This is a genomic window from Ornithinibacillus xuwenensis (genome assembly GCF_039614845.1).
Classification (GTDB): Bacteria; Bacillota; Bacilli; order Bacillales; family Amphibacillaceae; genus Ornithinibacillus; species Ornithinibacillus xuwenensis.
This window is the reverse complement of record NZ_JBDIML010000002.1, coordinates 670,564-695,781: the sequence shown is the minus strand read 5'-3', so window position 1 is coordinate 695,781 and position 25,218 is coordinate 670,564. Positions and strand designations below refer to the sequence as shown.

General features: G+C 33.9%; 17 protein-coding genes and 1 pseudogene. 7 read left to right on the top strand and 11 right to left on the bottom strand.

Annotated features, from left to right (window positions below):
- Positions 1–25: 25 nt before the first annotated feature.
- Together ABC228_RS09200 and ABC228_RS09195 are read right to left on the bottom strand one after the other, a co-directional pair.
- Positions 26–1,660, bottom strand: a complete 1,635-nt coding sequence (locus ABC228_RS09200) for an S-layer homology domain-containing protein (RefSeq protein ID WP_345824823.1) — start codon at positions 1,658–1,660, stop codon at positions 26–28.
- Positions 1,661–1,704: 44 nt separating this feature from the next.
- Entirely contained in the window at positions 1,705–2,436 is a 732-nt protein-coding gene (locus tag ABC228_RS09195; RefSeq protein WP_345824822.1) for a hypothetical protein, read from the bottom strand.
- 87 nt (positions 2,437–2,523) lie between these two features.
- Here ABC228_RS09195 and ABC228_RS09190 point away from each other — a divergent pair, with 87 nt between their 5' ends.
- Entirely contained in the window at positions 2,524–3,291 is a 768-nt protein-coding gene (locus ABC228_RS09190) for a glycerophosphodiester phosphodiesterase (RefSeq protein WP_345824821.1), read from the top strand.
- A gap of 21 nt (positions 3,292–3,312) precedes the next feature.
- Here ABC228_RS09190 and ABC228_RS09185 read toward each other — a convergent pair whose 3' ends face one another.
- Genes ABC228_RS09185 through ABC228_RS09170 form a run of 4 tightly spaced genes read right to left on the bottom strand, consistent with a single transcriptional unit; the run spans position 3,313 to position 7,211 of the window.
- The gene (locus ABC228_RS09185) at positions 3,313–4,476 is read right to left on the bottom strand and encodes a CDP-glycerol glycerophosphotransferase family protein (RefSeq protein WP_345824820.1); all 1,164 of its coding nucleotides are present in this window, start codon (positions 4,474–4,476) and stop codon (positions 3,313–3,315) included.
- Between the two features lie 23 nt (positions 4,477–4,499).
- Entirely contained in the window at positions 4,500–5,765 is a 1,266-nt protein-coding gene (locus tag ABC228_RS09180) for a CDP-glycerol glycerophosphotransferase family protein (protein WP_345824819.1), read from the bottom strand.
- A gap of 19 nt (positions 5,766–5,784) precedes the next feature.
- On the bottom strand, positions 5,785–6,522 hold the full coding sequence (locus ABC228_RS09175; protein WP_345824818.1) for an SDR family oxidoreductase: 738 nt from the start codon (positions 6,520–6,522) through the stop codon (positions 5,785–5,787).
- The gene (locus ABC228_RS09170) at positions 6,522–7,211 is read right to left on the bottom strand and encodes an IspD/TarI family cytidylyltransferase (RefSeq protein ID WP_345824817.1); all 690 of its coding nucleotides are present in this window, start codon (positions 7,209–7,211) and stop codon (positions 6,522–6,524) included. The genes ABC228_RS09175 and ABC228_RS09170 overlap by 1 nt, the downstream gene beginning before the upstream one ends.
- A gap of 254 nt (positions 7,212–7,465) precedes the next feature.
- Here ABC228_RS09170 and ABC228_RS09165 point away from each other — a divergent pair, with 254 nt between their 5' ends.
- Together ABC228_RS09165 and ABC228_RS09160 are read left to right on the top strand one after the other, a co-directional pair.
- Positions 7,466–8,893 (top strand): MBOAT family O-acyltransferase, encoded by a 1,428-nt coding sequence (locus ABC228_RS09165; RefSeq protein WP_345824815.1) that lies wholly within the window; start codon positions 7,466–7,468, stop codon positions 8,891–8,893.
- 22 nt (positions 8,894–8,915) lie between these two features.
- The gene (locus ABC228_RS09160) at positions 8,916–10,097 is read left to right on the top strand and encodes a DHHW family protein (RefSeq protein WP_345824814.1); all 1,182 of its coding nucleotides are present in this window, start codon (positions 8,916–8,918) and stop codon (positions 10,095–10,097) included.
- A gap of 78 nt (positions 10,098–10,175) precedes the next feature.
- On the opposite strand, the gene tagH is transcribed toward ABC228_RS09160, so the two are convergent.
- The 5 genes and pseudogenes from tagH to ABC228_RS09135 form a co-directional block, all read right to left on the bottom strand.
- A complete protein-coding gene (tagH, locus tag ABC228_RS09155) occupies positions 10,176–10,982 on the bottom strand; it encodes a teichoic acids export ABC transporter ATP-binding subunit TagH (protein WP_345824813.1) in 807 nt (268 codons plus the stop codon).
- Between the two features lie 14 nt (positions 10,983–10,996).
- Entirely contained in the window at positions 10,997–11,824 is an 828-nt protein-coding gene (locus ABC228_RS09150) for an ABC transporter permease (protein ID WP_345824812.1), read from the bottom strand.
- Positions 11,825–11,915: 91 nt separating this feature from the next.
- Positions 11,916–13,076: pseudogene (locus ABC228_RS09145) on the bottom strand (CDP-glycerol glycerophosphotransferase family protein); the annotation flags it as partial.
- A 40-nt stretch (positions 13,077–13,116) separates the two neighbouring features.
- Positions 13,117–14,772, bottom strand: coding sequence for a CDP-glycerol glycerophosphotransferase family protein (locus ABC228_RS09140; RefSeq protein ID WP_345824811.1), 1,656 nt, complete (start codon positions 14,770–14,772; stop codon positions 13,117–13,119).
- An 88-nt stretch (positions 14,773–14,860) separates the two neighbouring features.
- A complete protein-coding gene (locus ABC228_RS09135; protein WP_345824810.1) occupies positions 14,861–17,602 on the bottom strand; it encodes a bifunctional glycosyltransferase/CDP-glycerol:glycerophosphate glycerophosphotransferase in 2,742 nt (913 codons plus the stop codon).
- Positions 17,603–17,847: 245 nt separating this feature from the next.
- Between ABC228_RS09135 and ABC228_RS09130 the strand changes: the two genes are divergently transcribed.
- The 4 genes from ABC228_RS09130 (at position 17,848) to ABC228_RS09115 (ending at position 25,198) form a co-directional block, all read left to right on the top strand.
- Positions 17,848–21,630: a PA14 domain-containing protein gene (locus tag ABC228_RS09130; protein ID WP_345824809.1), complete on the top strand. Its 3,783-nt coding sequence runs from the start codon at positions 17,848–17,850 to the stop codon at positions 21,628–21,630.
- Between the two features lie 126 nt (positions 21,631–21,756).
- Positions 21,757–22,155: a glycerol-3-phosphate cytidylyltransferase gene (tagD, locus tag ABC228_RS09125; protein WP_345824808.1), complete on the top strand. Its 399-nt coding sequence runs from the start codon at positions 21,757–21,759 to the stop codon at positions 22,153–22,155.
- Between the two features lie 112 nt (positions 22,156–22,267).
- Positions 22,268–23,329, top strand: coding sequence for a CDP-glycerol glycerophosphotransferase family protein (locus tag ABC228_RS09120; protein ID WP_345824807.1), 1,062 nt, complete (start codon positions 22,268–22,270; stop codon positions 23,327–23,329).
- Positions 23,330–23,608: 279 nt separating this feature from the next.
- Positions 23,609–25,198, top strand: coding sequence for an S-layer homology domain-containing protein (locus ABC228_RS09115; protein WP_345824806.1), 1,590 nt, complete (start codon positions 23,609–23,611; stop codon positions 25,196–25,198).
- The last annotated feature ends 20 nt before the right edge of the window (positions 25,199–25,218 follow it).

The following is a 25,218-nucleotide window of genomic DNA, read 5'->3' as shown; positions in this document are numbered from 1 at the left end:
CACTTTTCTTTCATAGAGAGCATGATTATTGTTGTAATTGAATCTGTTCAAAATCATTCTTCATACGGTCCATTAAAGCAGCCATGTCTGCTCTAGTTGAAGATGAGCTAGGGCGGAATGTACCATCGGGATAGCCACTAAGAATGCCTTGTTGGGACAGTGCTAATATCGAGTTAAAAGACCATTTGTTTTTGGATACGTCTGGGAATGGGTTTACCGTTGAATTCGTAATATTGTATTGAAAGATATTCTGAAAAATGGCCGCTAATTGTTCCCTTGTAAGTGGCGCCTTCGGATCAAAGGTTGTAGCAGACTTCCCAGATACATACCCAAGCTCTCTTGCAATTTCAATTTCTTTTTGTGCCCAGTGACCAACCGCATCCTTAAACTGCTGGGATTTAGGGATGATCGTATCCTTATCTAGAGCACGAACAATAATTACAGCTCCTTCAGCACGCGTTAAGGTTTTCTTTGGTGAGAAGTTAGTACTGGTTGTTCCCGCCATCCAGCCGAGCTCTGAAACTCGATTAATACTTGCTTCTGCCCAATGATTTGCAACCACATCTGTAAAAAATACGCTGTTTAGCCATAGTGAATAGTAATCCCATGTATCAGGTGTTTCATGATACAAAGCCCAAGATCCTGTTCCTTTAAGCCCATATTTACTTGGCATTCTTAGCTTGGCCTTTATGGACGGTTCATTCTCATACCAAATGATATAGTTTCCTGCTGTTAACTCTGTGCTACCAATAAAGGAAGACTGGCCACTTGGTATAGAGAAGGTTGCAAATGACGATTTTGTTACTTCATCAAACTCAATTTTGCCATTGTATTTGTCCACTAATGGCCCTACTCTCGTACTGGATACCCCTTTACCAGTAATGCTCTTGCCTGCCGATGTTGGCCCGTCCAATTTCCACATACGTCCGTAAAATGGTAAACCAATTACAATTCGGTCTCTAGGAACCCCTCGATTAATAGCATATTGAATCGATCGTTCAAAGAATTGAATGCTGGATACCGGTCCAATTGGGCTATCGGGCGATTCCCATGTTTCGTCATAGGCCATAATCATGAGATAATCAGCATATTTGGCGAGTGCAGTATAATCATAAAAACCGTGCCACCCAGTATTCCAACCGTTTGGATTAGCTGCAGTGGCAACCGACACTTCCTTATCCTTTGGTACATATTGCCTTAACAGTCTAATAAAATCAGTGTGAGCATCTCGATACGTACTACCTACACCTTCAATATCTACATTTACCCCATCTAAATTATATTTTTGGATGGCATCTGCTACTTTTCTCGCTAATGCATCTCGATTATTTAATCCATTTATTCCAGCTGTTGCATTCCAGTGATTTGCAAGAAAAGGGACAACTCGGATTCCTCTTTTATGCATTTCATTGATAAAGGAGGATTGTAGGGTCCACGTAATGGCCAAGTCCCCCTCCTGGGTAATATCAAAATAGTTTGGAGATACCACATCAAGGCTTCCCTTTGTTTTATCCACCTGACTGATATAGCTACTCGGGGATCCAAAAAACAGATAAGACATATTGAATAAGTTATTTTGTGATTTGGTTGGGGTACTTTGTGGTAAAATTGTCAACATAAAGGCTGTACAAAGTATCAGAATCCATTTTAGCCTTTTCATTTTCGTACCTCCCTGTGTTACGTTCTAGTTGCGTAAACAATCTTCTATTTATAGGCTCCACGAAATACATATCCTTCTTCCGTTTTTGCAAGTTCATATTCGAGGTAATCATAAGGATAAATTCCTTCCTTTAGATTGGTTAAATCTCCATTAGGACCGACTCCAATCTCATTGAAGAAAGCATCCACATCATGTATCTCGAGCTCAGGATGTAGAATTTTAATAACTTGCGACCATCCTGTAAGCATCTGCACGGTGTCTACATTCCGATCTGAAACTAATCCAACCGATTGTACATAATCACTTGTGACCTTCACTCTAAGCTTCATATGTGCATTTAATGACGCTGTATAGCTAATACCAACATCATTTTGCATCTCCTGGAATTTACTTATGTACAAATTAGTAAGTTGCGCATCGGATATCGCATTCCAGCGTTCTTTAAAGCTATCAAATGGTAATGTGGTTATTACTTCAACCTGCTTAGCTTCATATTGTTCCTCTTCATATAATTCCTCAGGCGTTATAGAATCTTCTGGTAGCGCTTTTTGTAAATCTTCTTGATCACGGTTAATTTCTTCGTTATCCGCCAATTGATCCTCGTTCGTATTCAAGCCATTATTGGGAATCTCTGATGGTTGTTCATCCGCTGGAGTCTCGGTTGAGATATTCTGAAAAGGACTTTCATCACCGCGCTGTCCTTGTTCTGGTTCATCATTACAGGAAACCAATAAAAATAGCAGGAATACACTTAGCAAACTTAATCTAATTTTCATATTTTCACCCAACCTTAAATGTGAAGTCGTTTCTTATTTTATTATGTAATAATCGCTTTAATTTATGTGAATGATGATTGTTAAGATATGGATTTCTTATGGTATGATGAGGCTATATGGAATAAAGATGGAGATGATGAAATGGTATTAAATTTTGCACATCGTGGTTCTTTAACGGAGGCCCCTGAAAATACAATTCCAGCATTTCAAAAGGCGCTTGAACGAGGAACAAAAGCAATTGAGCTCGATGTACAACTAACAAAAGATAAACAATTAGTTGTCTGCCATGATCATAAATTAACAAGGTTTAATAAAAGCTCCACCACATTGATAAAGGACTATACACTAGAAGAGATTAAACAGATTGATATTAGTGGCTCCTTCAAAGACAAATATAGCGGTACAACATTACCGACACTTGATGAGGTATTGGCTATCTGCCCTAAATCCATCCTATTAAATATCGAAATCAAAAATATTCCCGTCATTTATGAAGGGATTGAAAGGTTATTGCTTGATAAGCTGGAGGAATATAATCGACTTGATCAGATTATCATCTCTTCCTTCGACCATGTGGCATTAAAAAATGTCCAAGATCTTAATCCTTCCATTCCACTTGGGTTACTTTTTCACTATCGAATATTACAAACATGGAACTATGCAGAAAATAGTGATCTGAATGTTTATAGTATTCATCCAAATCATGTGTATGTGGACCAAGAATTTGTTACAAAATGCAAAGGAAAAGGATATAAGGTGTTCCCTTATACCGTAAATCAGAAGGAACGATATGAGGAATTAGTAGAATATGGTGTTGATGGGGTATTCTCGAATAATCCGGATATATTTGTATAAGAAAAACCAAGTAGATACATTCTACTTGGTTTTCTGCAAGATATCGCTTACAATTCGTTGCGTTGCAAATCCATCCTGATAATCAAAAAATCGATTAGCAAAATTCTCTATATCATGCGATTTAAAGTCGTTATTTTGGATAATATTTATAAGTGCATCTGTATTCGAAATTATTGGACCTGGAATTAACGCTTCATAATCATAATAGAAATCCCGTTCATTTTTATAATCCTCTAAATCATTGCTATAAAATATAATAGGGCGGTTTAACAAGCTATAATCGAAGAATACCGTAGAATAGTCCGTAATTAATATGTCTGTAACCCCTAGTAACTCTTGTATAGTGAATCCTTCTTCTATATTGTAAACGAAGCTATTCTCTTCATAATTTAATTCTGATTTCATGTATGGATGTAAATGAACTAATAAGGCATATTCTTTCCCTATGGCTGATTCCATAGCAGCTGTATCAAACGGTAGTTCAAAATTATCCTGGTAATGACTTTTCCCCCTAAAAGTTGGTGCATATAAAATCAACTTTTTATTAAAGAGGCTGGGATACCATTTATACAGCCGTTCTCTAGCATGTTCGATTAGATCCTCCATATAAAAATAATCGGTTCTCGGCACACCCAATGGTTTGATTTTCTCTTTTTCCATCCCAAATGCCTCAGCAAAATAGGGAATAACCTCACGTGAACTAACATATGCCTTCGAATAATTACCATGAATACTGACATGCTTCAAGTACTGTGAACTTGGCCCAAATGGTTTTCCTACCGTACTTAATCCGAACTTTTTCAAAGCTCCTGAACTATGCCACAACTGTATAATTTCAGCCTGTTTTCTCGGTTTAATCACATAAATTGGAAAGTAATAATCATCGATAATAAAATAACGAGAAGTCGCGATGTGAAAACAAGACTTCAATAGATGAATTAGATATTTCATCTTACCAATAGTCGATGAATCAAATTTTCGCAACAAATACACTCGGTTATAGCTTGGATGCTTTTCCTTGAATTCTTCACTCACATAGTACAAATTATCCTTCAGTTCATTAGAACGATACGATGCAAATGTTATTTTTTGGTCTTTTACTTTAAAGATTAGACTAAAGATGCCATGTGCAGCTCTTAAACCATATTTCACTAAAATAGTAGGTAGTAGCCTTAGTTGCTTCATTATGTACCTACCTTTCACTTTATTTACAAAATTTGTTCATAAAGATAATCTAGTTGTTTTTGTAGAACTTCCTTTTGATTCTCCTCCGAGTAAAAAATATTAAGTACTCGCTTTCTATCTTCCTCGAATAATTCCGGTGCTTCCATTGATTGGTTAAGTTCTTGCATCAAAGCTGTAAAATCATTTACTTTTGGACCAGGTGTCACATCAAAATAATTAAAATACATCTCATTGGATTTTTTTAAATACAAATCCAAATCATAGCTATAGAATAAGACAGGACGATTTAATAGTAGATAATCTGTGTAGCAGCTGGAGTAATCGGTAATCAAGATGTCGGTGTACTTTAATAAAAGCTGTGGGTCATAGGTTGAATTACTGATATCAATAATATTTTCATAGATTTCTGGAACCTGACCAGTGCTATACATATGCCGCTTCACGAGAAATTTATAGCCCTTTTCCTTACAAAGTTTATTTAATTTATCAAAATCAAATACTAGATTAATATCCGTTTCAAGCTTCCCAAACTTGCGATGAGTGGGCATATACATAATGACTTTTTCACTTCGAATCCACTCTGGGATTTCCAGGTCTTCCTCTGTTTCTTTAAAAAACACATCATTTCTTACTTGCCCTAGCTCTAAAACATTTTCTTTTGAAACCAGAAAGGTCTCTGGATAGTACGAAGAGACTCTTGGGCTAGTGGAAACAACGTAATTTTTCCCTGCTAAATTTGCTCGGACTACAAACTTACCAAAGAAACGTTTTACCTTATTTGTTTCATGCAGGATTTTATAGGAGAAGGTGCTTTTATTTGCTCCCCAAACCTTTTTCAACCCTACTCCATGCCAAGTATTATAAGCGATTGCTCCACCTAATAAAGCTTTTTCAAAATCATCATTAATAGAATGAGAATGTACAATCAATTTGGCCCGCAATTGGTAGTACATGCCCTTTAAGCTATGATGACGATAAACCTCATATCCTAGCTGGGACATTTGTTGGATTACTTGATGATTTTTGGTAATCCAAATACAAGTAATTGCTTCGTTTTTATTCATTTCGATAAATATATATTTTGTATTCCCACGGAATCCTTGGCCACTTTCGCCACCAAATACGACTAGGTCAGATTTTTTCGGAACAATCTTCGATAAGAACCGTATGGATACAACGATGCTACGTTTTAGGAGTAGTTTTAATTTCTTTAAAAGTGATATATTCACCGAAAGTAGAATGAGCACTAGTAATACTAGCTGAATGATTTCCAGTTCAACTGAATTCATTTGATAATCGCCTCTGTTTTTATGTTGTTTGTTTTACGGATGCTTGCTTCGATGTAGTAACCTGTTTTCGAACGACGATATTCTGTCCATCTAGACAAATACCATTATCTGAAAGTAGTTGGTTGACTACTTCTCCAACATGCTCTGGTTGCATAATGGTTGTTGGATCTTCATCTGGCGCTAATACCTTTCTCAATTCGGTAGCACATCTACCAGGTGAAATGCAATATACTAAAATACCATATTCTGATAGTTCCTCCGATAACGTCTGCGATATACTTATCAGTGCTGCTTTCGAAGAAGCATAAGCTAGCCAGCCCGGTCTAGCTGAGCTACCCGCTGTAGATGCCACATTCAAAATCTTTCCACCGGTCTTCTTCATAAATTTAACGGCTTCTTTCGTCATATTGAATAAGGAATGTACGTTAATCTTATATGTCATCTCCCAGTCGTCAATTGAGGTTTCTAGTAAAGACTTTGGATTTGCATAGCCAGCAACATTCACGAGCATGTCAATAGTGCCGTAAGTTCCTCCTATTTCTTGTATTAGTTCCTTTACTTCTGCATAATCCGTTAAATCTAATGGGTAATATTGGATATTTTTGTTGGGGTTCATCATGGTGGAGGTTTCTTCTAATCCTTCTTCAGTTCTGGAGATTAATATAAAATTGGAGATATCTTCACGGTGACTTAATTCAATTGCGATTGCCCTTCCAATTCCTCTACTTGCACCAGTTACAACAACAGTTTTCGACATTAATAACCCTCCATTAAAATAGATTCTCTATAAATTGCCTCTGCAATTTTTCGATCAATAGGTTTTGTGATCTTGATGTTGTACTCGCTGCCTTGCAAAATTTGAATATCACTCTTGTAATAATGAAAAAAGAGACTAGCATCCTCTGTGAATTCTAGTTTATCTTCTCTTGCGCATTCATGCGCATATAGAAGCTTCTTCGTACTATATTTATGTGGAAGTTGAACATTAACTAACTGATCTCTCTCTAAGTTTTCTTCAATGACATGCTTTCCTTTTAGAACCGTAAATGGAATATCCAGTCCATATATAGCATTTTCATTATCAGTCTCCATGAGCGCCTTAAACGCTTCCCTTGATACAAATGGCCTAACCGCCTCGTGAATAATAACATGATCAAAGGATGCTTCTTTCAATCCATTGTAGACCGATTCTTGCCTGGATTCTCCCCCATTTATACAACGTATCGGCTTAGATATTCCGTATTCCTGAATGGTTTCCATTGTTTTCTCAACAAAATCCTGAGGACAAGGAATGATGATTTCTCTAATCTCTTCGATGACGTCTATCTTCTCAAGAACATGGATAAAAATTGGTTTTCCTGCAAGTAGTAGAAATTGCTTAGGAATATTTAATTGCATCCGTTTTCCTATTCCACCGGAGAGCAGGATAAAGCTGTAATGCGACATATATGTATCCCCCAAATGAAAAAATAGTTAGAATATTTATATTTTATTATACAGATTTTACAAAAAATTTACAAAAGAAGTTATCGACAAAATTATCCATTTATTTCCGGAACACAAGTCCTGACTGTTAAATCCGACAAAGTAATCATTCGAAAATATCTTTCTACACTTTTCTACAAAAACTCTCTCCATTTCTTGTCCACCGTGCTATAATGGTAAACGTGAAAATTTACTATTGGAAAGGAAATATGCTAATGGTTTTTAGCTCTACTGTCTTCCTATTTTTATTTTTACCAGCAATTCTTATTGTTTATTTCATCGTTCCTAAAAGTCTTAAAAATATCGTACTTTTAATTGGAAGTTTGTTTTTTTATGCATGGGGAGAACCAAAGTTTGTCCTTGTAATGATTCTTTCTATTATTATTAACTATGTATTAGGAATCATTGTTGACATAAACAGAAATAACAAATTAAAAGTTAAACTGATATTAGGGTTTATGGTTGTAGTTAATCTCCTAATATTAGGTTTCTTTAAATATACAAATTTTATAGTTGAAAATATTAATTCTCTATTAAATACTAATTTTGCTAATCCGGAAATTCCTTTACCAATTGGGATCTCCTTCTTTACTTTTCAAGCAATGAGTTATGTGATTGACGTTTATCGGAACGACGGTAAAGTTCAACGTAATCCATTTGATTTGGCCCTCTATATTTCTTTGTTTCCACAACTTATAGCTGGACCAATTGTAAGATATCAAACAGTTGCGGAACAAATTACAAAACGATTTTCTAATTTGCCTAGAATTTTATATGGTGTAAGAAGGTTTATTATCGGTTTAGGAAAGAAAATGATTTTAGCGAATAACTGTGGTTTTGTGGCAGATCAAATATTCTCACAAAACCCAGCAGATATGACTACTGGTCTTGCATGGATTGGGATAATCTCCTATTCACTACAGATCTATTTCGATTTTTCCGCTTATTCTGATATGGCTATTGGTTTAGGAAAGATTCTTGGGTTTGACTTCTTAGAAAACTTTAATTATCCATATATTTCTAAATCAATTACAGAATTCTGGAGAAGGTGGCATATTTCACTAAGCTCTTGGTTTAGAGATTATTTATATATTCCACTTGGTGGAAATAGACGAGGTAGATTTAATACGTACCGAAATCTATTCATCGTTTGGCTGGCAACAGGAATTTGGCATGGAGCAAGCTGGACATTTATTGCATGGGGTGTCTACTATGGCTTGCTTATTATGATTGAAAAATTATTCTTAGGTAAGTTGTTAAAATCAATACCAAAACCTATTAGCCATATCTATACGTTAATTCTTGTTATGATAGGTTGGGTATTCTTTAGAGCTGATAATTTTTCATATGCTTTCTCTTATTTAGGAACAATGTTTGGATTTAATGGTAATGGGATCTGGGATATTGATGCACAGTTCTATTTTTATCAAAATGGCATTATTTTGGGTATCGCTATCATTGGTTCTACACCTTTACTAATGAAAATATTTGAAGCTATACAATCTAAATCACAGACATCTACACTTTCAAATGTATTTCTAAACCAAATTGGAATTAACACGTATATCATGCTAATTTTTATACTTTCAATATCCTATACAGTAGCTGATACTTTTAATCCGTTTATTTATTTCCGTTTCTAATCTAACAAAAGTGGGAGATATTATGAAGAACTCGATAGGAGAAATTATAGTAGCAGTATTATTCTTTGCAATTATTATTAGCTTCGGCGCTTGGAATTTAATCAAGCCAGACGAAAGTACATCCATACTAGAAAATAGAAAGTTAGAGCAACGACCTGACTTTACGATAGAAAGTATGATTTCTGGGAATTATTTCGGACGATTTCAAACCTACCATAGTGATCAATTTCCATTGAGAAGCTCATGGATAGAACTCAAATCAAAAATTGAGCGCATAGCATTTGGACAAAACCTTGTGAAAGGTACTTATATTAGTGACGATGGCTATCTAATTCAAACCTTAGTTACGAATGAGAGAAGTGTTAAACCAGAAGAAATCGCTAGTAGAATTAATACCTTTGCATCTAATGTAAAGGATGATGTGGACATCTATTTTTCTTTAATTCCTAATAAAACGACTATCATGGAAGAAAAGATACCTGATTATATTGTTAGTAATGCAAATAAACAATCAGACTTATTACTAAAAGAATTAGCTAACGTAAAAAATATTACTGCCCTTGATTTAAGAGATACAATTGAACCACACTCCAATGAAGAGAATTTATACTTTTTTACAGATCACCATTGGAAACCAAAGGGAGCACATTATGCCTATGAATATATAATAAATAGGATGAGGGAGAACAACGGAGATATAGAGGAACCAATTCCAAGTAATAAATTTACCTGGGAAGAAAGCGAAGCTGAATTCTATGGTTCTGATGCAAGAAGAACCACTGCCTCTTATGCAACTAGGACAGATACAGTTACAATTGTGACACCAAAGTTTGAGGAAGAAGATTTTGAAATTTGCTACCGAGGTAGCTGTGACAGAGACTTTTATGATTTAGCTTACCTTGATATTCCCGATAAATATACCAATAGGTATATGATTTACTTTTCAGGAGATGTACCAGAAGGTATTATTAGGAATCCAAATGTTACGAACAATGAAAAGCTACTAATATTGAAAGATTCGTATGCAAATCCATTAATTCAATTCCTTTCCAGGAGCTTTTCTGAAACTAGAGTATTAGATCTAAGGCATTATAATAGTAAGACTGTATATGAATATATTGAAGATAATAATATCACTACAGTACTGTTTGTTCATAATATTAATTCATTAATAACTACACCTGGTCTTACAGATATCAACTAGCCAAAAGCCACAGTTAATTCTAAACTGTGGCTTTTTTCCATAGAAAAACCACAGCTTTATACTGTGGCATGTAAGATATTAGTTAATACCTTGAACTAATTGTAATTGCTTTTTTAGAATCGCTTCTCTATATTCATCACGTTCTTTTTTAGACAATTTCTTTTGTTCTCTTAGATACTCCTCATACTTTGGAAGAACTTGATCAACACTTCCAAAGTCTTTAACCATACCATATTCTAACCAAAGAATCTTCTCACAAAATTCCTTCATTTGTCCTAAGGAGTGGCTAACAAAAATCATTGTCTTTCCTTTTTCCTTAAATTCTTTCATTTTATTTAAGCTTTTTTCTGCAAATGCTTTGTCACCAACTGACAACGCCTCATCAATAATTAAAATATCTGGATCAACAGTAACCGATATTGCAAACCCAAGTCTAGATTTCATTCCACTAGAATAGGATTTTACAGGTTGATCAATAAAACGTTCAAGTTCAGCAAACTCAATAATCTTAGGTTCAAGTTCTTTTATTTCATCTCTACTAAAGCCTAGCATTAAACATTTCAACTCAATATTATCGCGTCCTGATAAGTCACCCTTTAATCCTGAGGAAACTGCTATTAAGGAAGCCTGTCCGTTTACTTTAACAGTTCCTGCGGTCTCAGGTACAATACCTGCTATAATATTTGAAAGAGTAGACTTACCAGAACCGTTAATACCTATAAATCCAATAATATCTCCCTTTTCCGCCTCAAAATTCACATCAGCTAATGCATAAAAATCCTCACCATAGCTTTTGGGAGTAATTAAATCGAGTAAACGTTCCTTCGTGTTTTTATATAACTTATATTTTTTCGTAACATTTTTAGCAATAATTGCTTTTTCCATTTTAATCACACCATTTACAAGTAATCGATAAAGTGTCTTCTAAATTTCACATGTAAAGCCGCACCAAATAAGAATAAGACCACAACTAACGCCCAGAAATATAAAGTGTACTCCCAATGTACGATAAAGTACCAGTCAATTCCATATAATGCTGACCGATATCCTTCAATCAAATAATAAAGAGGATTTAGCATTAATAGCTTATCTATAAAAGGATTATCTACGATAGATTCTATTTGCCATAATATTGGTGACAAATAGAGGAGCATTCTTAAAGTAGAATTTAAGAACATGTGAATATCTCTGATTATAGTCGATAAGGTCGACGTTATTAGTGATATAGCAAAAACTAAGCATAAGGTTGCAAATAAAAAATATATTAGCTGTAAATAATATATATTTATATAAAATCCACTAAAGTGAAAAATGATAATGATAAAAAATAGTAAAAAGAAGTGAATATATAATTGAGAAAATATTACATAGTTTGGAATGATACTCATCGGAAAGTTCATCTTAGATAGCATTCTTAACCTACTATAAATCGATTTCGAACCTTGGATAGTTGATTGATAAAAGAATATCCATAATACAAATCCTGCAACGAGCCAGGTTATAAAAGGTACTGGCTCCATTTCTTTACTCACTTCAACTGCACTATTTTCTCGAATGTTGCCAAATACAAACCAATAAATTAGTATTTGAATCGCAGGATTTATAACTTCCCATGCCATACCAAGATAATTACTTTTATTTTTACTAATTAATTCGTACACTGATAATCTTCTAATTAAATAAAAATGATTGATTTGTTCTTTTAGAACTGTAAGAGCAGATTTCATAAAAATATCCTTTCAAAACTTTATCAGCCATTTAACATGCTTCTAAATTATACAAGCAAAAAAACAAAAAAACAATTGTAGTCTATAATTGTTAACGAAATACTTGTTCTACCACTCTTTCACTAGCATTCCCATCTTCTAAATAGCAGAATTTATTATAGAATTCGTTCATTTCTTCCGACTGCTCATATTCTAAAGCATCTAAATTTTTTATTACATCAATAACTTCATCTGTAGTCTTTACTAAAGGTCCTGGAGCTTCATTTTCAAAGTCAAAATAAAACCCACGTAGTTTATCACGGTATATTTCTAAATCATATACATAAAAAATCATAGGACGTTTCAAATTCGCATAATCGAAAAACACTGAAGAATAGTCTGTAATCAACACATCCGAAATCAAATATAAATCACGAATATCCTCATAGCTTGAGAAGTCATATACAAAACCTTTGAATTCAGACAAGTCAAGTTGCTCAGCTACTAAGTAATGCATTCTCAATAAAACAATGTATTCCTGACCTAATTCGTTTTGTAATCTTTTTAAATCTAATTGAATTTGAAACTTATATTTTCCCTTATCATAAAATTCATTATCCCTCCATGTAGGCGCATAAAGGATAACCTTTTTGTCTTGAGGCAAGTTATTATCTGATTTAACTTTTTCAATAATTTTGTCGTCATTAGAATTTATTAGGTAATCATTTCTAGGATATCCTGTTTCAATTAATGATTTATTGAATTTAAATGCACGCTTAAAGATCTTTGATGAATAATCATTAGGCGAGATAAGATAATCCCACTTACTTGCTTCCTTAATAAAGTTCTCTTTATATTTTTCAGTATTAGTACCAGGCATATGAACTTCTTCCATATCCGCTGCCAAACGTTTTAACGGAGTTCCATGCCAGGTTTGCAAATAGACCGTCTTTTTTGGTTTTGTTATCCAGAGGGGTAACCTACTGTTTGTAACCCAATAGTTTGCGCGATTCATTAAAAATAACCATTTTAAAGAAAGTCTTCTAACCTGCTTTATGTCCTTGTAGTCATCAAATACCCCTGTATAGTGCTTGTTTACACTCCAGTAACATATATAATCCGGATAATTTTGATTAATATATTCAAAAATAGCTCTTGGATTATCACTATACTGTTTTCCATGGAAGCTCTCAAAAATGATTAACTTTGAATTTACTGGCAATAAAACACCAGCTAATTTAAATAAAATTTTATATACGATTAAAAGGTATTTTTTCATTTCTTATTCTACCCTTCTTTTTGTAAAGATAGTTTTACTTTTTTCTATGCTGCTTAAATATTGCTAGATATTTACGCAACTGTGTAACCCATCTTGGTTCCGGTAACCTAAAATCAACAATTGCATTAAGTATCCTTTGATTGGAATTCATATCATTAAACTTTAAAAACTTCTGTGACTTATTATGTTTTAATTCCTTCATTCTAAAATTATTCTCTTTGTATTTTTTGATCAGCTCTATCAATTGAACTTCTTCATAAACAATATCACCGGGTAGTTCTTCTTCAATGTCTATGTGTGACGGTTTACTATCAAGGAACCTATCTCTGTCAAATTGATAGTATATCACTGGTTTTCTTAAAAAGCTAAAATCAAAAGCCACGCTAGAATAATCTGTAATCATTAGTAAAGACTCTTTTATAAGTGTCTGTACATTAATTTCTCCTTGTTTAATACACTTTACAATGCCTGATTCAAAATGACCTGTAAATTGTTGCATATTAGGATGGATGCAGAATAATATTTGAATTTCATTCTCTCTTGCAAAATCAAGAAGGTCCTTATTGTTAATTAGATTGTTGTACCGATTAAAGTATTCACTCTCTTTAAACTGATTATTATTAGAAAGCCAATCCCGCCATGTTGGAATAATTAGTATCTGTCTTTTAAGACTAACATCCTTTGAAAACAAAGCGTCAAAGCGCGATAAACCAGTAACCTTCACTTGGTTCTCTCCATAATTTAAATCATTAATAACAATCTTTCTTTCATAATCAGAACTAACGAAGAACAAATCAACATCAAAATCCCCAGAGTACTTGCCGTAATTAGCAGTCATATTTTTCGTTCCTAAAACTCCATGCTGTAAGAAAACTTTAACTGCTTTTACTTTCTTTTTAAATTTCTTAGTTCTTATTGGATATAAATAATCAGGGTGATGTGAAGAAATTACTTTTCTAGAAACAATTGTATAGAGAATATGTTTCTTAGATTTAAAGTCTAGGATATTCCCTAATTTCTCTATATTCTTTTTTTCTGGAGAATTTGTGTTAATGACATAATACACATTTTTTTCTGGATGATTTTCTCTCATATACTTGAAAAAGTGATAACCAGTATCCTGTGCTTTATAGGGAAGTTCGCCAACAATCCATATCCTTTTTTTTATATAAAGTAATCTGTAAATCCAAGACAAACGCATCACTTTTTTCAAATATCTATAGTTCTCAAGTGGAAAAAGAAATATTTCTAAAGAGAGATTTTGCCTTTTAAAAGTATAATATGGTCTAACCATTTGTACTAACTTAGAATTTAATACCTTTGTTTCATTTGTTAATAGCTTCGTTTTTAAAGTGGGCTTCCCTACCCTAACTCTTGTACACTCAGCATTCATAGTCTTAATGTCTAAAAATACATCATAAACTAATTCATCTAATACAAAGTTATCATCAGCATTTTTAAAGTATATCATCGAAGAATAGAGATAAACGTTTTCATTTGGATTACCTTCTACTTTATTTAACTTAACTTCGTATGAGTATCGATAATCTACATTCCCTCTCGAAAGTAATAACAACTTAGCTTCTGCTATTTCATGTTCTTTCAATATGATTCTTCCGAAGATGGTTAGACTATTTTTATTTGAAACTACTTTTTCTAATTGATTTCTTACTTTAATTTGATTGCTCAATATAATCACCTATATCATATGGAATAAAAAAATAGATGTTAAAGTAGTATTAAAGCTGCCGAATTCTCGACAGCTTTATATATTATGTCTACAGTTTGCTTAATTTCTCATATACCCTTGCTGAGTTACTTCTATCACTATGCGCAAAGAAGTCATTAATTCGATTTAAGTATTTTTCATCAATATTACAATCGTTGTCCAGTGCTTGGAGTATTGTGTTAACTAAGGCTTCATAATCGTATATTACCGGGCCAAATCCGATATCTTCATAATCAAAATAGCCTTTCAGTATGTGTGTACTATGAAATTCTTCTACATCAAACTGATAGTAAAGAATTGGTTTTCTTAAATATGCAAAGTCAAAAGCTACTGATGAATAGTCTGTAATTAAAAGACTTGAAACGTTAAATAGTTGCCTATAGCTTATTTGACTAGGATCCATAATTTTTACATGTTCATTCTTATCAAAATCTTTAATCTGCAAAGATATATTAGGATGTACAACGAAATTAATGTTATATCCTTTTTCCTTTGCCTTCTCAATAACTCGCGGATCATTAATTAGCTTATTGTAGTATAGATAATAATCTGACTTAGTAAAGTCCTCGTTGTACTCTCGTTTTCCTTTTAAATTGAAATTACCCACGATTTGCTTTCTCCAAGTAGGCATTATTAAGATTTCTTTTTGATTTTTATTTTCTAACCGGTCAAATCTAGGTAAACCAGTTAAAGCGACTTCGTTTTCATCATATCCATACCTATCTCCAACCACTGCATTTTTTTCTAATTCAGAGGAAGTGACAAACACTTTTATATTTTTATGATACTTGTTTAACCAATTCGATAAGTCATTTTGCAAGATACCATGCTGTAGGAAAATAAAGTCGTACTTAAATAAATCCCTATAATACTTCCCTATTTTACCAAATGGATTTAACACAACTTCATCAGCATGTGAAGAAATTAATTTGTCTGCAAGTAACAGTAGTAATCTGTGGTAGTATGAGCCGTACTTAACAACCTTCCCACTCTTCTTTAACCGATCCACGTCTTTACTTTCATTCGAAATAATAAAATATTTTTTTACGTTATCGTTCACATTATTAGCATATTCAAATAGCACTTCTGCATTATCATCGGCCTTATCAATACGGTCCATAAAGAGATAAATTTTATTTTTCTTTAACAAGCTTGATAAGAACACAGCCACCATTCTAATGATCGCTACTTTCTTTAAGACATTGTTCTTCTTTTTAAATAAATATTTAAATACCCGAAGCTCATGTTTAAATTTGTTCTTTAGCGTATTTTTCTTAATGATTAAAGAATCCTTTTTATTTCGAGTAATTAATAGGTCATCCTTAAAGAAATAACTAGGTCTCTTTAATACGATTGGTGCTTTATTCGCTAGTGTTATATTAATAGGTATAATATTACCATCTATTCTTACACAAAAAGATATTTTATTTTCACGCTTCTCAAATTCAATAGGAATATGAACAGCGAAACCATATACTTTTTTCACCGTTGCGCCGAGTACTCTTGTATCCTTTAAAGGCCTTTCAACAAGTTCGGTTTTTACAAGTTCATCATTAACCTTAACTAATATTTCACTTTGCTCCCGATCAAAAAGACTTGCAAAAAATCCTTCAATAGTTAAAAGATTGTCCCTTACATTAATTAGTTCAACGTATACATTCTGTTTCTTTAAACTATTTAACAAAGTACCATTCAAATATAATCGAACATCATCATCTGTGAAGACTTGTTCAATACAACAATTATTATGTTGAGACTTATATTTTAGTTTTAGTATGAAATATTTTAAGTGTACATTAACATTACTTTGGCTTTTTATGACAGAATCATCTATGTAACTAAGTATCGGTATAACGGAATTGAAAAATTCAATAACTTCACTTTCATTCAATGTTTCACTTGATATCTCTTTAATTTTAAATTTCCATTGCAAGTCATAAAAGATAACATGCTGTATATACTTTGGAACGTAACCATATTTAGACAAAGAATAATCTATTAACGATTTCAAAAAGTATTCGACTGATTCAACAAATATATCTTTTGATTTTCTAGTGTTTTGAATCGCTGATGTCCCCGCCGCTCGAATCCTATACAAATAGTTTCCTTCTGTAACTACACCATATTTTCTTTTTAAAAGGATAATTTTATTGACAAATTCTGCATCTTCCCCGTATTTTAATGACTCGTTAAACACAAAGGATTTTGCTACATCCAATTTAATAAAAGAACTACTTGCGCTAAGTTGAATATTGTGTGGCTCTTCTTCTACATCAATAACCCGAGTTTCATCAAACTTAAAATTTAAAATATGCGGACCTTTTCTAGCTTCGAAAAAAGTAACTGGGATAGCTACTAAATCTATATCATTACTATGCAATTCAAAAAAATCAAAAACACTTAACAAAGTTTCTTGGGATAGAATGTCGTCTGGATCGACAAAATTCACATATTTTCCTTTTGCATATTGCAGTCCAACATTCCTGGCACTACTTACCCCTCCATTTTCCTTAGATATGTAGACAACATTGTTAGGGTAAGCATTTTTATATTTTTCACATATTTCGTGACTACCATCAGTACTTCCATCATTTACTAATACGATTTGTACATATTTTTCAAAATCTAAATTCTGGTTTATTATACTTTCCATTGTTTCTTCTATATAATCTTCAACATTATAGACCGGAATAATCAATGAGAATAAAATAGTATTTGATTGATTTTTTTCTATGTTGTTTATACTTGATATGTATTCTTCTAGAGATACTAGAGAAGTATCTTTATCCATCTTTTTATCCCCTTTACTACATGATAAAACTACCTTAAATTATTTTACCCCGACTTTAAAATCATATCCTATAATATACCACATAAAATTTTTAGCTGCAAAAGAGTATCTTTAATAATGGAACAAGGTCAAATTTTTGCTATTGTTTAAAAGATTCAACCCATTTTTTTACTGTTAAATTACATTGCTTTATAGTTATGAATCTATTAAAATTATAACTATTAAAATATTTTTATTTTAGGGAGGTGTCGAATATTAAAACTAGCAAGTTACAACTGAATAGTCTACTCCTTATTACCACAGTATTATTGATTTCGTTACTATTAGCTCTAAATCCTAATAATGCTAATGCGGCGTCGAGTTCTAGCTGGGAATACATATATTACGATAATGTGAATTTAGAAGGTAATGGTGTGTATTCTGGAACTACTGACACTATTAATTACAATTGGGGTAATGATTTATCGCCGGCACCTGGCATTGCACCAAATACTGCTTTTTCTGCTGTCTACGAAAGAAAAGTTACCGTAGATGAAGGTGCATATAATCTAATTGCTAGAGGTAATGGTGGAATTAGGGTTTATGTTGATGGCCACTTATACATTAATAAATGGAATGATACAGGTGAACGTCAAATCCATACACAACCGATTACGTTATCTTCTGGTGAGCATACCATTCGAATTGAATTTAGGGAAACTGCTGGTGAGGCAGACCTTGAATTTGTTCTAGATGATCTACTAAGAGATAATCGGTGGTTTGGTGTTGTTTACCCTAACACGACATTATCTGGAGATAAAGGTGTTCTTTCCGGGTACAGTCCACAGCTACCAGAAATAAACTTTGATTGGGGTAACACAAAATCTCCTGCTCCTGGTATTGCACCTAATACGGCTTTTTCCGCTGTATATCAGCGAAAAGTTACTGTAGATGAAGGTGCGTATAATCTAATTGCTAGAGGTAATGGTGGAATTAGGGTTTATGTCGATGGGCACTTATACATTGATAAATGGGTAGATACTGGGAAGCGTCAAATCCATACACAACCGATTACGTTGTCTTCTGGTGAGCATACTATCCGAATTGAATTTAAGGAAACCGCTGGTGAAGCTGACCTTGAATTTGTTCTAGATGATCTTCTAAGAGATAATCGATGGTTTGGGGTTGTTTACCCTAATACGACATTATCTGGAGATAAAGGCGTACTTTCTGGGTACAGTCCACAGCTGCCAGAAATAAACTTTGATTGGGGTAATACAAAATCTCCAGCACCTGGTATCGCACCTAATACGGCTTTTTCCGCTGTTTATCAGCGAAAAGTCACTGTAGATGAAGGTGCATACAATCTAATTGCTAGAGGTAATGGTGGAATTAGAGTTTATGTCGATGGGCAAATGTACATTGATAAATGGAATGATACCGGTGAGCGTCAAATCCATACACAGCCAGTTAATCTTTCGGCTGGTGAGCATACTATCCGAATTGAATTTAAGGAAACTGCTGGTGCAGCTGACCTTGAATTTGTTCTCGATAATTTGATGAGAGATAATCGGTGGTATGGTGTTGTATTCCCTAATTCAGACTTATCCGGAAATAAGGGAGTTCTTACTGGATACAGCCCACAAATACCAGAAATAGGTTTTAATTGGAATACTAACAATTCTCCTGCACCTGGTATCGCTGCAGATAGTGATTTCTCTGCTATCTATCAAAGGTATATTACGGTTAACAGTAATGAACAAAAAAATCTAATCGTAAAAACTAACGGTAATTTTAGGGTATATATTGATGGAACCCTGCAGATAGATCAATGGAATACTTTACCAAGTGAAATTTCACAGAAAACTATTAATCTACCAGTAGGAAAACACAATGTAAAAATACATTATAAAAATGTATCTAGTAATCCTAATCTCCATTTCAAAATAGTATCTGGAGTCAACCCTTGGATAGGCCAAGTCTATACCAATAATGATTTTACAGGTGACAGCTATATTACTGGATATGAGAATAACCTAGATTTTAATTTAGGGAACAGTCTATCTCCAGTAGAAGGAATAAAACCAAACACCGCATTTTCAGGCGTATATACCAAAAAAGTTACTGTAACAGAAGGCGCCTATAATCTATTAGTAAATGCTAATGGTGGTGTTCGAGTTCTAGTAGATAACGAGGTATATATTGACCGACTAGTAGATACTGGTTCGAATCAAAGCTTCCAGCAAAGCCTTTACCTTGCAGAAGGAGAACATACTATACAGATCGAGTATGTAGAGGCAGCAGGTGAATCCTCATTAAAATTCACGTTGGATAACTTGACAAGAAGCGGCTACTGGTATGGTGTTGTATTCCCGAATACCAATCTTACTGGTAAAGGGAACTTAGTTGGGTATTCACCGAGGATTTATAACTTGGATTTTGATTGGGGAAATGATAAGTCTCCTTCTCCAAGTATTCCACCTAATACCGCTTTCTCTGCTATTTACCAAAAGAGTGTAAATGTTGAAAATGGTAGTTATTATATCAGTGCATATGCAAATGGTGGATTGCAAGTTTATGTGGATGGTGAAATTGTTCTTGATAAATGGACGGATACTGGTTTAAACCAGGTGTTTCAAGTTCCATTCCATTTATCAAAAGGTAATCATGACATCATGATTAAATTTAAAGAAACTGCTGGTGAGGCTAACTTAACTGCAACTTTCGGTAAATATAATCAGGGTGGAAATTACTTTACAACAAATTACAGTTATGAATTGTCTCATATGGTCAATGCACAGATGAATGTTAATCCACAAACAGATCTTACAAATGGTCAAGGATGGCAAACTGCATCAAGAAATCAAGTGGAATATTATACAAACCCTACAAATTTTGCTAAGGGAAGTAAAGATTATTTCCAATTCTTAGTTCTTTCTCAACCTTTTGGCTTAGATTCTGTGGATGCAAAAATTCTTAACGATAACTTTTTATATAACAAAGGAATTTTAACCGGCCGAGCTCAAGCATTTATTCAAGGTGCAAATAAATACAATGTTAATGAGCTTTACCTAATCTCACATGCATTATTAGAAACTGGTAATGGAACTTCTGATTTAGCGACTGGGATTAGTAGATGGATTAAAAGAACTCCTGACGGAAGTGTCGTAAAGGATAGTAATGGTAATCCAGTAGTAATGGATATTTCACCTAGGAAAGTCTATAACATGTTTGGTATTGGAGCATTTGATTCATGTCCATATGATTGCGGTGCTCAACGTGCCTATGATAACGGGTGGTTCTCACCTGATACTTCTATAATTGAAGGGGCTGCTTTTGCATCAAGCAATTACATTAACAATGGACAAAACACACTTTATGAAATGCGTTGGAATCCTGCTCATCTAAATAATAACAGTTATGCATATCATCAATATGCATCTGATATAGGTTGGGCTGTAAAACAAACTACTCAAATGTATAACATGTACAACGCACTAGCAAATTCATATGCTTTAGTGTTTGAAGTACCTCACTTTGTTAATCAGCAAAGCGCTCCTAAAGGTAGTAAGACCTGGTCAGGCAGTACAGGTAATGTAGTAAGCTATCCGACCGGTATCTTTGGTATTACAGATAGTGGAAATATCGGATTAAATCTAAGAGATAGTCCTAATGGTAACCTCGTAGGTAGTATTCCTACCGGTAGTAAGATAACACTATTAGCAACCAATGGTACTTGGTATAAAGTAAACTATAACAATACAATCGGATGGGTGCACAGTGATTACGTAAATAACTTAAATTTATTGAAGGTTACAGCAACCATTAATTTAAATGTACGTAAAACACCTAGCACATCAGGTACGCTATATTCTGACCAATTAACAACAGGAGAATTAGTCTCAGCCGTTTTAGATAGTAATAATAATCTAGTAACAAGAGAGGCAGATGGGTACTTCTGGTACCAAATCAACTTCAAAGGTGAAAAAGCATGGGTAAGCAGTGGACCTCTTACAGATCGAAATAGCTGGCTTATCAAAATAGACTAAATGTTAATGCACTCTATATTAAATAGAGTGCATTTTCTTTTGTTAATTTATTATGTTCTTTTCGTAAAAAAATAGTATAATAGAATAAGGTTTAAAGTATTCCTGAATAAATGCAGGAGGTCTAACATGAAGAAAGTAATTACCTATGGCACTTTTGATTTACTCCATACTGGGCATATAAATATTTTACGTCGTGCCAAGGAGTATGGCGACTATCTAATTGTTGCTATATCAACAGATGAATTTAATAAGCTAAAAGATAAAAAAGCATACTACACCTTCGAACAACGCAAAGCGATTTTAGAAGCAATTCGCTATGTTGACGAGGTTATTCCGGAGCACACATGGGAACAAAAGGTTGAAGATGTCCAAAAGCATGATGTCGATGTTTTTGTTATGGGAGATGACTGGAAAGGTAAATTTGACTTCTTAAAAGATTATTGTGATGTGGTTTATTTACCAAGAACAGTTGGAATATCTACAACTAAAATTAAGCAAGATTTAAATATGACACAAAATGGCTAGAGAATTAGCGATTAGTTTCTATCTATTTGTTTTTCGAGTTACGTTCAATATGTTTAAATTATTTCCCCAAAAGGAGAAAACAACATTTGTTGCTTCATTTGGGGATAATATTTTGTATACGTTAAAAGAACTTGAAAAACAGACAGATGATCAGGTTGTTGTGCTTAAAAACTCCCAATGCAAAGCAAATTTCCATGCAGATGGTCGTATTATACTAGATTTTGAATCTACTAATATTATCCATTGGTTCCGGGCAATCTATCATTTAGCAACATCCCATAAAATTATCGTAGATAATTATTATGGTTTTTTAGCGGTGACTAACTTTAAAGAAAATGTTCTTTGTGTTCAGCTTTGGCATGCAGCAGGAGCGATTAAACAATTTGCGTTAACAGACCCTTCTGTTGAATTTCGATCACCAAGAGCTTATAAGCGTTTTGTAGATGTATACCATCGCTTTAATTATGTCGTTGTTGGTTCGGAAAAAATGGCATCTATTTTCAGAAAGAGCTTTGATTTATCCAGTGAGCATATACTGCGTACCGGAATACCAAGAACGGATTTCTTTTTTAATAAACAAGAAATGAAAGCTGCAGAGGAATCATTACGTGAGGACTTTCCGGTTATTAATAAGAAAAAGGTTATCTTATATGCGCCTACATTTCGTGATGATCAATTAAACGTAGCGGAGTTAGAGCTTGATATAAAGAGAATGTACAAGTCCCTTAGTCGAGACTATGTTCTTTTCTTACGATTACACCCAGCAATCAATGCTGAGTTTAAGAATGATTTTCCTGGCTTTATATATAATGTTTCTAGCTATCCGAATATCAATCATCTATTAGTTATAACGGATATACTAATCTCGGATTATTCCTCCATCCCTTTTGAGTTTTCTTTACTTGAGAAGCCTATGATTTTTTATGCGTATGATATTGATGCCTATCATGAATCAAGAGGATTCTGGGAAAATTATGAGGAAATGGTACCAGGGCCTGTCGTAAAAACGACGGAAGAAATTATTGAAGTTGTGAAACAAAATCAATTCAACCTTCAGGAAGTATCCGTTTTTGCTAATCAATGGAATCAATATTCAAAAGGTTATGCTAGTGAACGCTTAATTCAAGCTCTTTACACAGATGAAGAGCCACTTCAAGCAGTTGATCAACTATAAAGTCCCCTCTTCATATGGGACATTTACATTAGTCAATACCAAGTTAATTAATCCCTTCTAAAGGATTCAACCTTTAGAAGGGATTTTTCTATGTCTACTCCCCCCTTTTATATGTACGCAATGTTAATTATGTAAATAGTCTGTTAACTTTTTGTATTCTTAACCATTTCCCTATAAAAATATAATACTATTATCTCGAGCGATAATATTTCTACTAAATCTAACAATTTTATCTTTATTTTGCTTCGAGCATTCCACTAGCTACGGGGGATCTAGTTCATGAAGAGATACAGCATTCTATGTATTATTTTGGTGTTAGTGCTATTGCTGCTTTCACCGATATCCGTTCAAGCAGACGATATAACAGGTCATTACTTCGAAAATGATATTCGAGCACTTATTCATGAAGGAATAATGGTTGGCTATGACGACGGCATTTATAAGCCCAATAGAGAGGTAACACGAGCAGAGTTCACTGTATTTCTAGTGCGAATTCTTGGCTTGACAGATAGCTCTCAATCTACTAGTTTTACTGACGTTAGTCAACAGGATTGGTTTTATAAGGATATTTCCATTGCGAACAGTCACCAATTAATCAATGGTTACCCAAATGGCTCATTTCAGCCTAATAAGAAGATTACAAGACAAGAAATAGCTGCCATAACGCATCGAGCACTTCAGTCAAAAGGAATCCGTGTCGAGGAAGCGTCGTTGAATTTTGTCGATAAGGAAACAATTAATCCAATTTATCATAAAGCCATTGCCCAGTTATTGGCACTGAATATTATCGTAGGGAAAATAGATGAAAATGGTAATCGTTATTATCACCCCTTAAAGCAAACAACCCGAGGGGAAACAGCTGCTATTTTAAATCGAATTAGAAATGTATTAAAAGGCCCAACCGAGATTATTACGTATACGAAATACAACTACGATTTTCTAAACATGGTTGCCATACAAATGACAAAAACACCTAAAGTTGATGGCTCTGGAATTTATTTAGCTAGTCAAGAGCTCGTTTCCTATTATACAAACCCGAGTAATTTTGCAACAAGCTCAAGTGATTTTCTACAGTTTCTAACACTTTCACAATCTTCTGGGTTAAGTGTAGAAGAATTAAATAATAAAGTACTTAAAGGTAAAGGATCGTTAGAAGGTCAGGGGCAAGCATTTATTGATGCTAGTACACAATATAATGTGAATGAGGTTTATTTAATTGCTCATGCACTTCATGAAACCGGTAATGGCACCTCTGCTCTTGCTAGTGGATATCTAGTATCACAAGTGGATGGCAAGAGTGTCCCACCAAAAAAAACATATAACATGTATGGCATTAAAGCATATGATAGCAATGCTCTGAAAATGGGATCAGAGCATGCATATAAAGAAGGATGGTTTACACCAAGAGACGCCATTATTGGCGGTGCTAAATTCTTGGCAGAAGGCTACATTAATCGCGGGCAGGATACCCTGTATAAGATGCGATGGAATCCGAGTAGCCCTGGCTATCCACAATATGCAACACATGTCGCATGGGCTGTATTACAAACCCACCGAATGCGAGAGATTTATAGTTTACTTGATTTCTATGTGCTGCATTTTGATGTACCTGTGTTTCTTAACCAGCCAGGTTCAATGTCTTACCCTTCAGGGGCGTCACAATACTTTGTTAACCGTAAAAGAGAAGGAATGATTGGAACCACAACGGTTAATCTCAACATACGAACTGGGCCAACTACCTCCTTCCCAATTATCAAGACCCTTCCCCAAAACACCCGTGTGACCATAATTGGAGAAAATGGGGGGTGGTTCAAGGTAACGTCTGAAAGTATAACTGGTTGGGTATCTGGTGAATACTTGAACCTATAGTTATTTTCTAAAATGCATCA